Origin of the sequence: Actinoplanes sp. NPDC051633, from assembly GCF_040681735.1 — a bacterium.
Classification (GTDB): domain Bacteria; phylum Actinomycetota; class Actinomycetes; order Mycobacteriales; family Micromonosporaceae; genus Actinoplanes.
Genome location: NZ_JBFAZH010000144.1, coordinates 1 through 10,593 on the forward strand (window position 1 = coordinate 1; position 10,593 = coordinate 10,593).

9 protein-coding genes are annotated in these 10,593 nt (G+C 70.7%); 5 read left to right on the plus strand and 4 right to left on the minus strand.

The window, feature by feature from the left end:
- Positions 1-43: 43 nt before the first annotated feature.
- Positions 44-2,464: a transglycosylase domain-containing protein gene (locus AB0M20_RS11335; protein WP_364296947.1), complete on the minus strand. Its 2,421-nt coding sequence runs from the start codon at positions 2,462-2,464 to the stop codon at positions 44-46.
- Between the two features lie 319 nt (positions 2,465-2,783).
- On the opposite strand from AB0M20_RS11335, the gene AB0M20_RS11340 reads away from it, so the two are divergent.
- Positions 2,784-3,086 carry a WhiB family transcriptional regulator gene (locus AB0M20_RS11340; RefSeq protein ID WP_364296935.1) on the plus strand — a complete coding sequence of 101 codons (303 nt, stop codon included), beginning with the start codon at positions 2,784-2,786 and terminating at the stop codon, positions 3,084-3,086.
- A 9-nt stretch (positions 3,087-3,095) separates the two neighbouring features.
- Here AB0M20_RS11340 and AB0M20_RS11345 read toward each other — a convergent pair whose 3' ends face one another.
- The 3 genes from AB0M20_RS11345 to AB0M20_RS11355 are packed head-to-tail and all read right to left on the minus strand — an operon-like array spanning position 3,096 to position 6,246.
- The gene (locus AB0M20_RS11345; protein WP_364296949.1) at positions 3,096-4,208 is read right to left on the minus strand and encodes an ArsA family ATPase; all 1,113 of its coding nucleotides are present in this window, start codon (positions 4,206-4,208) and stop codon (positions 3,096-3,098) included.
- Between the two features lie 55 nt (positions 4,209-4,263).
- Complete coding sequence (locus AB0M20_RS11350) at positions 4,264-5,223, minus strand: ArsA-related P-loop ATPase (RefSeq protein WP_364296937.1); 960 nt, start codon at positions 5,221-5,223, stop codon at positions 4,264-4,266.
- Between the two features lie 24 nt (positions 5,224-5,247).
- A complete protein-coding gene (locus AB0M20_RS11355; RefSeq protein ID WP_364296939.1) occupies positions 5,248-6,246 on the minus strand; it encodes a hypothetical protein in 999 nt (332 codons plus the stop codon).
- Between the two features lie 127 nt (positions 6,247-6,373).
- Between AB0M20_RS11355 and AB0M20_RS11360 the strand changes: the two genes are divergently transcribed.
- The 4 genes from AB0M20_RS11360 to AB0M20_RS11375 all read left to right on the plus strand — a co-directional run.
- Positions 6,374-6,511: a hypothetical protein gene (locus AB0M20_RS11360; protein WP_364296951.1), complete on the plus strand. Its 138-nt coding sequence runs from the start codon at positions 6,374-6,376 to the stop codon at positions 6,509-6,511.
- Entirely contained in the window at positions 6,508-6,999 is a 492-nt protein-coding gene (locus AB0M20_RS11365) for a RidA family protein (protein WP_364296941.1), read from the plus strand. Before AB0M20_RS11360 ends, AB0M20_RS11365 begins: the two co-directional genes overlap by 4 nt.
- Before the next feature lie 105 nt (positions 7,000-7,104).
- Positions 7,105-7,887, plus strand: coding sequence for an MBL fold metallo-hydrolase (locus AB0M20_RS11370; RefSeq protein ID WP_364296943.1), 783 nt, complete (start codon positions 7,105-7,107; stop codon positions 7,885-7,887).
- The coding region (locus AB0M20_RS11375; protein WP_364296945.1) for an adenylate/guanylate cyclase domain-containing protein at positions 7,884-10,593 on the plus strand (2,710 nt) is incomplete at its 3' end. The genes AB0M20_RS11370 and AB0M20_RS11375, both read left to right, overlap by 4 nt.

Here is a 10,593-nt window from a genome sequence, read left to right on the forward strand (position 1 = left end):
GTATACGCCCGGCACCGCGGGGTCCGGGCCTTCTCCGTGGAAGCTATCGCCTGGGTCTCGGCGGGAAGCCGGGGATGGTGATCACCGGCCCGCCAGGGCCCGGCGGCTTGACGGCGCCCTTGCCGTTGCTGACCTCGATCACCACGACGCCGCCCTTGATGGTGCGGTCGCTCGGGTTGGTGCCCGCGGCGGTGCCGGCCGGGCACTTCGAGTCAACCTGGATGCTCTGCACCGAGGCCTCGAAGCCGGCGCCGGAGATGCGCGACCGGGCGTCGCCGATCGACGCGCACTCCACGTTCGGAATGCTGCGCTGTTCACCGAAGGTGAGTTTCCTGTTCCCCGGTTTCTTGAACTGGTCCTTCGGTTTGCCGTCCATGTAATCGGCCACCGTGTTCCAGACCGCCGGGTTCACCACCTCGTGCCGCATGTGGTCGGTGTGCTGGGCCCAGTCGGGGTTGACCATGTAGCCGGCCACGACGACCGACGTGGTGCCGACGATCAGCGCCGCGGTCTTGTCCTTGTCGGTGGTGCCGGACTTGCCGAAGACCGGGTGCTTGATGGTGGCGTGCGCCTGGCGCGCGGTCGCGCCGCTGCACTTGCCGAACGCGGACTGGTCACCCACCGGGCAGCGGGCCGCGTCGAGCGCCGACCGGGCCACGTCGACCGAGGTCGCCCGCGTGCAGTGCGGCTTGCCGACGTCGATCTTCTCGCCCTTCTGGGTCTTGATCTCCTGCACCGGGGTCGGCTCGCAGTACATGCCGTCGCCGGCCAGCGTGGCGTACGCGTTGGCCATCTCCAGCGGCGTGGACGAGGAGACGCCCAGGGTGAAGGCACCCCAGAGGTGGGCCGCATCGCGGTTGTTGGCGAAGTCGGCGTCGCTCTGCGCCCGGAACTGCACGCCGAACCGCTTGGCGACATCCACCACGTTCTCCGCGCCCACCCGCTCCTGGAGCGGGACGAAGAACGTGTTGATCGACTTACCGAAGCCGGTCCACATGTTGTAGACACCGGCGCCGCCGTCGCCCGAGTTGCCCGGGCAGTACTTGGACGTGCCGGGGCACGCCGCGGGGCTGCCGCGCTCGACCGGGTAGTTGGTCTTGGCCCGGTTCTCCGCCTTGATCGTGTAGCTCAGCGGCAGGCCCTTTTCCAGCGCAGCGATCACGGTGAAAATCTTGAACACCGAGCCGGCTTGGTAGCCGGTGATGTCGCCGCCGCCGCTGAGCAGCGGGTTGGTCGTGTTCGGGTACGTGCCGCGGATACCCTTCTTCGCCTTCTTGGGGTCCGAGGAGATCTTGTTCTGCGGCTTCGTCGCGCTGTCGATCTTGTATTTGCGGTTGGCGGCGAGCATCCGGACCCGCCCGGTGCCGGGCTCGATGCCGGCCAGCAGCACGGCGTTCTTGTTGCCGTCCTTGATCTCCTGGTTGATCCGCTTCTTGGCGGCGTTCTGCGCCTTGATGTCCAGCGAGGTGACGATGCGGTAGCCGCCGCTGCGCAGCTGACGCTCACGGTCGTAGCTGTTCACGCCGAACGCCTGCTGGCTGGTCCACCAGCGGTAGAAGTAGTCGCAGAAGAAGCCCCACGCGTTCTTGGCGACCGAGACACAACCGTTGCCGACCCGCTTGATCTGCCGCGGGATCTTGGTGGCGTTGGCCTCGGTGAACTGCTGCGGGGTGATGAAGCCGAGATCGCGCATGTTGGCGAGCACCCAGGCTCGGCCGTCCTTGGCCTGCGGGTAGCCGGTCTCAGTGGTCGGGTCGAACGCCGTCGGCGCCTTGACCATGCGCGCCAGCAGCGCGCTCTCCGCGATGGAAAGGTCCTTGGGCGCCTTGCTGAAGTAGACCTGGGCGGCTGCGGAGATGCCGTACGCCCCACCGCCGAACGGAGCCGTGTTCAGGTAGCGCTCGAGGATCTGCTGCTTGGTCAGCTCCTTCTCGATCTGCAGCGCGTACTTCATCTCGGTGATCTTGCGCTTGGGTGTGTCCTTGGTCGCGTCCACGACCTCCTGCGGGTTGGTCGCCGAGTAGGCCAGCGACATGCGCACGTACTGCATCGTCAGTGTCGAGGCGCCCTGCTGGGACTTGCCACTGTTGTTGCTGACGATGGCGCGCGCCACACCCTTCACGTCCACGCCGTTGTGCTTGTAGAACTGGTGATCCTCGGCGGCGATGATCGCGTTCTGCATGTTCTTCGAGATCTTCGACAGCGGGACGTCGCTGCGGAACTCGTCGTACATGACCGCGATCTGAGTCTTGCCGTCGCTCGCGAAGATGCGTGTCACCTGCGGGGCCGTCGCCTGCTTGAGCGTGCTGGGCAGCTGGGCGAAGGTCTCACCGCCGGCTTTCGCGGCCAGACCGGACATCGCCACCGCGGGGAAAGCGGCGGCCGCGACGACCACTCCGGCCAGCAGGCCGCAGATCAGCAGAGAGGTCGCGTTGGCGAAGATGTTGTGATCTCGTCGGCGCATCCAGGAACTCACGCCATGCAAGTTACCCGACGCTCGCACCGGAGTGCTCGCCGAGATGGTCACGGTTCGCCCAGAGTGATTGTGCCAACTCAGCGGGCTCCGCGGGCCGTTTTCCCAAAAGTTGCTCCGCTACATGGTGCGATCGGTTGACCGGACTTGCCCGACTGTGCCCGGCTATGCCGATTTTGAGGGACAACGTTGCGTAATCGACCGACTACGGAGCATGATGGTCCCGCGAGACATCGCACGGCGTCTGCGCTGCATGGGGGACATGAGCTGCGCGGACGTCAGGGGGTAAAGGCAAGGGGGACGTGAACCTATGGGAATGATCAGCGACTGGCCGAGCATGGCGGCGTGTCAGAGTGGGGATCCCGACGCGTTGTTCGTGCAGGGCGCCGAGCAGAACGTGGCCAAGAGGATCTGCCGCTCCTGCCCGGTCCGCTACGAGTGCCTCGCGGATGCCCTGGACAACCGCATCGAGTTCGGCGTGTGGGGTGGCATGACCGAGCGCGAGCGGCGGGCACTGCTCCGTCGGCACCCGCATGTGGCCAGCTGGCGCAAGATGTTCGAGGCCGCGATGAAGGAGAAGAGCGCCGACAAGGTGCTCGTCTCGGCCCGCTGAGCGCTCCCTCTAACCAGAGGCGTTGGTCAGGGCGTCACCGATCGTCCGCAGCCCGTCGACGTCGTGCACGTCGGCGGGCTGGGCGACGACCGACACCGTCGGCACGGCCGGGAACGACTCGGTGAACGTGCCGGCCACCCGTACCTCCCGATCGATCTGCCGCAGCAACCCGGCATGGATGCGCAACGCGTCCGCGGTGATCTCGTTGTCGCCGGCCTCGGCGAGCGCGGCCGCGGCCGCCTCGCTCTGCGCCGCGGTCAGCGTCGGCAGCTCCGAGCGGTGCACCCGGTTGAGCACCAACCCGGCCAGCGGCATGCGTTCCGCGACCAGGCGCTCCGCGAAGTACGCCGCCTCCCGCACCGCATCCCGCTCGGGCGCGGCGACCAGCAGGAACGCGGTCTGTGGGTCCTGCAGGATGCGGTACGTCTCGTCGGCGCGCTGACGAAAGCCGCCGAACATCGAGTCGAGCGCAGCCACGAAGCCGGACAGATCCGTCAGCAGCTGAGCGCCCAGAATCTTTTGCACCGCCCGGCTGAACAGGCCGAACGATGCGGTGACCAGGGAGAACATGCTGCGGCCGCCGGATCGGGCCGGCGCCAGCAGCATGCGCAGCATCCGCCCGTCGAGGAAGCGGGACAGGCGGGCCGGCGCGTCCAGGAAGTCCAGCGCGGACCGCGACGGCGGGGTGTCGACGACGATCAGATCCCAGCCATCGGTGGCCCGCAGCTGCCCCAGCTTCTCCATCGCCATGTACTCCTGCGTGCCCGAGAAGGTCGAGCTCATGGCCTGGTAGAAGGGGTTGGCGAAGATCTCCGCGGCGCGCTGCGGCGTGGTGTGCGCCTGCACCACCTCGTCGAAGGTCCGCTTCATGTCCAGCATCATGGCGTGCAGCTCGCCGCCGGAGGCCTCGGTGTCCAGGCCCTTGACCTGCCGCGGAGTGTTGTCCAGCTCGGTCAGCCCCATCGACTGCGCGAGCCGGCGGGCCGGGTCGATGGTCAGCACCACCGTGCGGCGGCCGTGCACCTCGGCGGCCCGCACGCCGAGCGCGGCGGCGGTGGTGGTCTTGCCGACGCCGCCCGAACCGCAGCAGACGACGATCTTCGTAGCGGAATCAGCCAGCATCGCGTCGAGGTCGAGGCGCGGAGCGGTCACCACCCGAGCGTAGCCAGTGTGGTCCTCAAGCACTCAGCAACGTGTTTGCGAGCACGTCCAGGCCGGCGCGGTCCACGCCCTGCGGGAGCAGTGGCAACTCGATCATCGGGCGGCCCAGCTCGGCCAACTCGGTGCGCAATGTGTCCTCCAGGGCACGCCTGGTCAGGTGCGCTTTGGCCTCGTCCTGGAGGAGGGACACGGTGGTCGGGTCGGCGGGCAGGCCGGCGGCGGTCAGGCCGCGCTTGAGCTCGGCCTTGCTGACCCGGCCCGCGGTCAGCAGGGGCGGCCGGGCGGCGTTCACGATGATCCGGCCCACACCGATGTCCAGGGCGCGCAGCTCGGCGATCGCGTCCAGGCTCTCCTGCACCGGCATCTCCTCGAGCAGGGTCACCACGTGCACCGACGTGATCGGCGATCGCAGCAGCGACGCCACACCCTCGCTCTGCGTCTTGATCGGGCCCATCTTGGCCAGTTTCGCGGTCTCCGCGGTGACGTTGAGGAAACGCCCGATGCGGCCGGTCGGCGGCGCGTCCAGCACCACCGCGTCGTACACCCGGCGGCCGTCCTTGGCCCGGGTCGTCGACTCCTTGACCTTGCCGGTGAGCAGCACGTCGCGCAGGCCCGGCGCAATCGTGGTGGCGAAGTCGATCGCGCCGACCTTCCGCAGCGCCCGCCCGGCCGCGCCCAGCCGGTAGAACATCTCGAGATACTCGAGCAGCGCTTCCTCGGGATCGACGGCCAGCGCGCGGACCTCGCCGCCGCCGGCGACGCTCGCGATCTTGAGCTCTTTATAGGGCAGCGGCTCGGTGTCGAAGAGCTGCGCGATGCCCTGCCGGCCCTCGACCTCGGTCAGCAGGACGCGGCGGCCGCCCTCGGCGAGGCCGAGAGCCAGGGCGGCGGCGACGCTGGTCTTCCCGGTGCCGCCCTTGCCGGTCACCACGTGCAAGCGCGCCGGCCAGCGCGAGGTCCGTGCGTCGTCACCCATGACTTCGAGGGTACGTGTGCTCCATCAACCGCTGATCTCGCAGACCAGCCAGCCGGTCTTGCGGATCGTCGTGAAGGTCAGCTGCTGCTGCGCGGTCTTCTCGTCCTCGGTCGACATGGTCAGCTGCACCGACACCGTGGCGCGTTCCTCGTTCTGGTTGTCCACGGCGGGGTCGGCCCAGCGGAACGTCGGCACCTCGTACTCGGCGGCGTAGCCCTTGATCTGCTCCACGCGGGCGGTCAGCTTCTCGCGGTCGCGGGCCTCGCTGCAGACCAGTTCGCCGGCGGCGGTCGCATCCTGCCGGGTGTAGACGGCGGTCATGAACTCGTCGACGGCGCTGGCCGGGTCGGGCGCACCCTCGGCGTCGGAGTCGCGCAGCAGTAGATAGGCCGAGGCCGCACCGCCGCCGCAGAGCAGCAGGGTGGTGGTCAGCGCCACCGAGACCCACAGGCCGCTGCGCCGCCGGCGGTCGGCGTCGTCGCCGGTGAGCGGCACTTCCCACGCCGGGCGGTGCAGGGCCGGCACCAGCTGGGTCGGATCCTGCACCTCGGCCGGCGGCGAGTGCTGGTAGGCCAGGTGCTCGGGCGGGTCGTAGCGCCACTCGCCGGGCTTCTCGTGCCGCGCGTGGAAGGGCTCGGTCGGCGGCGGCTGGTGCCACACCGTGGGCGCTTCTGCGGCGACGGTCGGGACGTCCTGCGTCGGAGCCGACATTTCGGACACGGCCGGGATCGACTCGGTGACGGCGGCGATCTCTTCGGTCTGGCCGGTCTCCGCGGTGAGGGAACCCGTCTCGTCGGTGAAGGAACCCGGCGGCGGAAAGGCGGCCTCGGTCGCGTCCGGCCCGGCGTCGATGAAGTCCACCCCGGATTGCGGGGTGGACTCGTGCGGCGGCGCTGTGGACTCGTGTGGCGGGGACTCGTGCGGCGGCTCGGGAGCGGGCACCGGCTCGGGCGGCGGGATCGGCTGCGGCGGATCGGGCTCCGGCTCCGGCTCGGTGGGATGAGCGGGTGTGCTCGTCACCATCGGCCCTCCGTCCTCTCCCTGTGGTTGTGACATCGCTCAGCCTAACGAAATCGGGGCGGGCGCGAGCCCTAAGCTGTCGCGGTACCCGATCGAAGGAGCGCGAAGACATATGCAGACGTGGGAGTACATGACTGCCCCCCTGCTCATCCATGCGACCAAGCAGATCCTCGACAACTTCGGCCAGGACGGCTGGGAGCTGGTCCAGGTCGTGCCGGGGCCCAACCCGGAGCAGCTGGTGGCCTACTTCAAGCGGCCCAGGTCGTGACCACACCCACCCCGGTCAGCGGTGACGGCGGTGCGGAGATCTATGCCCGGCTGGCCGAGCTGGGCCTGACGCTGCCGCAGGTGGTGCCGCCCGTGGCCGCCTATGTGCCGGCCGTGCAGTCGGGCAGCCACGTCTACGTCTCCGGGCAGCTGCCGATGGTCGAGGGCAAGCTGCCCGCGACCGGGAAGGTGGGCGCCGAGGTCTCGCCGGATGACGCGACCGGCCTGGCCCGGGTCTGCGCGCTGAACGCGCTGGCCGCGATCGACGCCCTGGTGGGCCTGGGGCGGGTGGTGAAGATCGTGAAAGTTACCGGTTTCGTCGCTTCTGCGCCCGGCTTCACCGGTCAACCGGCCGTCATCAACGGCGCCTCCGACCTCTTCGCCGACGTGCTCGGTGAGCTGGGCCGGCATGCGCGGAGCGCGGTCGGTGTCGCGGAACTGCCCCTGGGTGCTCCCGTCGAGGTGGAAGTGATCGCTGAAGTCGCATAAATCGGTGGTCAATCCTGTGAGATCCTGCGCGAATCGCGCCCGGTTCTGACCGGATCGCACATTCGGTCTCTGCCATGTGGCATGAAGCGACGTAACATCCCACACGTGGGGGGTGCTGCGGACGACGGCCTGCCGGGCGGAGTGTCGCTGCTGCGCGCTCCCAACCCGGGGCCGATGACGCTCGACGGCACCAACACCTGGCTGTTGCGTACGCCGCGTGGCGGGGCCGTCGTGATCGACCCCGGCCCGCAGGACGACGAGCACCTCGCGGCGATCGCCGAGCGCGCCCCGATCGCCGCCATCCTGATCACGCACGGTCACTTCGATCACGTCGAGGGCGCCGGCAAGCTGTCCCGCCTGGTCGGTGGCGCGCCGGTCCGGGCGGTCGATCCGCAACACTGCGTCAACTCGGCGCCGCTCACGCCCGGTGTGGTCGAGGAGGGCGGGCTGAGCATCGAGGTGCTGGCCACGCCCGGGCACACCCACGACTCTGTCTGCTTCGTGATCCCCGAGGCGGTGTTCACCGGCGACACGATCCTGGGCCGGGGCACGACCGTGGTCACCCATCCGGACGGGGACCTGGGCGCATATCTGGCCAGTCTCGAGGTACTCAGCGCGTACCCGAGGATGTTGTTGCCCGGGCACGGCCCGGTGGGGCACGACTGCGCCGCGGTGGCACGGACCTATCTCGTGCACCGGCGTGAGCGCCTTGACCAAGTGCGTGCCGCAGTGGCATCCGGAGCGGACTCTCCGGAGGCGGTCGTTGACGCTGTGTATTTCGATATCGATCCTCGGGTGCGCTTCGCAGCGGAGCAGTCCGTGCGCGCGCAGCTTGATTATCTGAGGCGGGAATCACAACCGGGTCCGCAACAGTTGGACTCGCTGTGACCTGCCCTGTGTGTGGAACCGTCGCCGTTCCCGGTGCCCGTTTCTGCCACAACTGCGGTGCCGCCCTGCCCGCGGCGGCCACCCTGCCGGCCGCCGAGCGCCGCATCGTGACGGTGCTCTTCGGCGACCTGTCCGACTTCACCTCCTGGTCCGAGGACCTCGACCCGGAACGCGTCGGCGCGGTGACCGACCGGGTGCTGGCCGCCCTGGCCGGCGCGGTGAAGACCTTCGGCGGACACGTGGACAAGCTGACCGGCGATGGGATCATGGCGGTCTTCGGCGCGCCGGTGGCGCACGAGGACGACGCCGAGCGGGCGGTCCGCGCGGCGCTGAGCATGCAGCGTGCGGTGCGCCGGGTGCTGGACGACGAGCGGGGCGGCGGCGCGCCGCTGGGCCTGCGCGTCGGCCTGAACACCGGCGAGGTGGTGGCCGGCATCCAGGCGTCGATCGAGTACACGGTCATCGGCGACACCGTGAACACCGCCGCCCGGCTGGCCGACGCGGCCGCAGTGGGCACGATCTACGCCGGCGGCCGGACCAGCGCCGGCACCCGGCACGTCGCCTCCTGGCGGCACCTGCGCCCGCTGCGACTCAAGGGCAAGCGGGAGCCGGTGCCCGCCTTCGAGCTGCTGGGCCTGCACGACGCGCCCGGCACCCGCTCCGGGCTGGGCGACGAGGCCCCGTTCGTGGGTCGCGAGACCGAGCTGGGCCGGGTGTCCGGCCGGCTGTCCGAGGTGATCGACTCCGGCACCCCGCGGATCATGGTGATGACCGCGGAGGCCGGCATCGGCAAGACCCGGTTCGCCACGGAGGTCAAGCGGCTCGCGGCCGGCTACGACCTGAGCCACGGCCGGTTCGCCGCGCACACCGGCGCCCGGGTGCTGCGGGTGCGCTGTCGCGCCTTCGGCGAGCGCCGCCGGTTCGCCCCGCTCGCCGACCTGGTCCGCAAGGCGGCCGGCCTGCCCAGGGACGTGACCGCCACGATCACCCGGCCGGTGGTCGAGGAGCGGCTGCGCAAGCTGATCAGCCGGCTCGGCCGCGACGGCGAGCCGCCGCAGGTCGATGTGGATCGGCTGCTGAGCCTGCTCGGGTACGGCGAACCGCCGACCACGCCGGTGGGCCCGAACGCGACCGGCGACTGGCAGTCCACCGGCAAGCGGTCCGACGCCGAGGCCATCTCGATCGCGGTCGCCGAACTGCTCTGCGCGCTGTCCACCGAGGCGCCCCTGGTCGTGATCGTGGACGACCTGCACGATGCCACGGCCACCACGGTCGACGCGCTGGGCAGCACCCTGGCCCGGCTGGACGGCCCGATCGTGGTGCTGCTGCTCGGCCGGCCGGAGCTGGTGCGGACGGCCGGCGCACTGACCCGGCTCTCCGAGGCCGAGGTGCACACCCTCCCGCCGCTGCGCGGGGCCGACGCGTCCCGCCTGCTGACCTCCTATCTGAACGGCGGCAAGCTGCCGCAGGCCGACACCGATCGGCTGCTGGCCACCGCCCAGGGCAACCCGTTCTATCTGGCCGAGCTGGTCACCCTGTTGATGGAGCGCGGCGCGCTGACGCCGGCGGTGGGCGCGCACGCGGCCGGGCGCTGGCAGCTGGCCGACGGATCGCTGGGCAGTCAGCTGCTCTCCCGCGACCTGGCGGCGGTGCTGGCCGCCCGCATCGACGCGCTGCCCGCGGAGCCGCGGTCGGTGCTGCGGGACGCGGCGGTGGTCGGTGACACGGTCCCGACCGGGGTCATCGAGGCGCTGCGGGAACGGCGGGCGGCGACGGATGCCCGGCCGGGTGCGGTGGCCGCGGTCGAGCTGGAACGCGCGGTCGACGAGCTGCTGCAGCGGCGCATGCTGCACCGGGTGCGCGGGGGGTTCGCGTTCAGCACTCCGTTGATGCGTGAGGCGGCGTACAACGGGATCGGCAAGGCCGACCTCGCCGACAAGCACGCGTACCTGGCCCGGTGGGCGGCGCCGGAGACGGTGACCGAGCTGGGCTACGACGGCGCCGGCCGGCTGAGCCTGACCGAGAACGAGCGGGACGCCTTCGTCGCCACCCACGCCGAGTGCGCGGTCGAGCTCTCCGACCAGGTGCGGCTGCGGGCCGAGGCCCCCGCCCGCGAGGTGGGCCGGCTGGGGATCGCGGCGCTGAGCCGGCTGGCCCGGCGGGCGCTGGCCAATGTGGAGCCGGGCGCGGCCATCGAGTACGGCGAGCGGGCCGCCGCCGTGGCCAAGGGCGAGCTGCCGCCCTCGGACCAGCTGGTGCAGGCCCGCGCGCTGCTGCGCCTGGGCCGGGCCGACGAGGCGCTGACCTATGGCGAGAAGATCGCCGGGAGCGCCGGCGACGACCCGGTGGCCCGCACCGAGGCGCTGCTGGTCGCGGGCCGGGCGCACGAGGCGCTGGGCGATCTCCCGCGGGCGGTGGCGAGCTGGCAGGAGGCCCTCGAGGTGGCCACCGACGCCGAGCTGGCGCCGGAGCGGGCCAACGCGATGCGGCGCCTGGGGATGGCCGACTTCCTGTCCGGCAAGCTGAGCCAGGCGAGCAGCCGGTTCGCGGCCGCGTACCAGGTGACGCTCGCGGCCGGCGACCGGCACGGCCAGGCGTGGGCGTTGCAGAACCTGGCCTGGGTGACCACTACCCGCGGCGACTTCACCGGCACGGACGCCGTGCTGGGCCGGGCGGCGCGGCTCTTCGCCGAGCTCGGCGACCCGG

Excerpts from the sequence above, each read along its gene's own strand:
- AB0M20_RS11355 (WP_364296939.1), bottom strand. The coding sequence starts at position 6,246 with ATGGTGACGAGCACACCCGCTCATCCCACCGAGCCGGAGCCGGAGCCC.
- AB0M20_RS11335 (WP_364296947.1), bottom strand. The coding sequence starts at position 2,464 with ATGCGCCGACGAGATCACAACATCTTCGCCAACGCGACCTCTCTGCTG.
- AB0M20_RS11360 (WP_364296951.1), top strand. The coding sequence starts at position 6,374 with ATGACTGCCCCCCTGCTCATCCATGCGACCAAGCAGATCCTCGACAAC.
- AB0M20_RS11345 (WP_364296949.1), bottom strand. The coding sequence starts at position 4,208 with ATGCTGGCTGATTCCGCTACGAAGATCGTCGTCTGCTGCGGTTCGGGC.
- AB0M20_RS11350 (WP_364296937.1), bottom strand. The coding sequence starts at position 5,223 with ATGGGTGACGACGCACGGACCTCGCGCTGGCCGGCGCGCTTGCACGTG.
- AB0M20_RS11340 (WP_364296935.1), top strand. The coding sequence starts at position 2,784 with ATGGGAATGATCAGCGACTGGCCGAGCATGGCGGCGTGTCAGAGTGGG.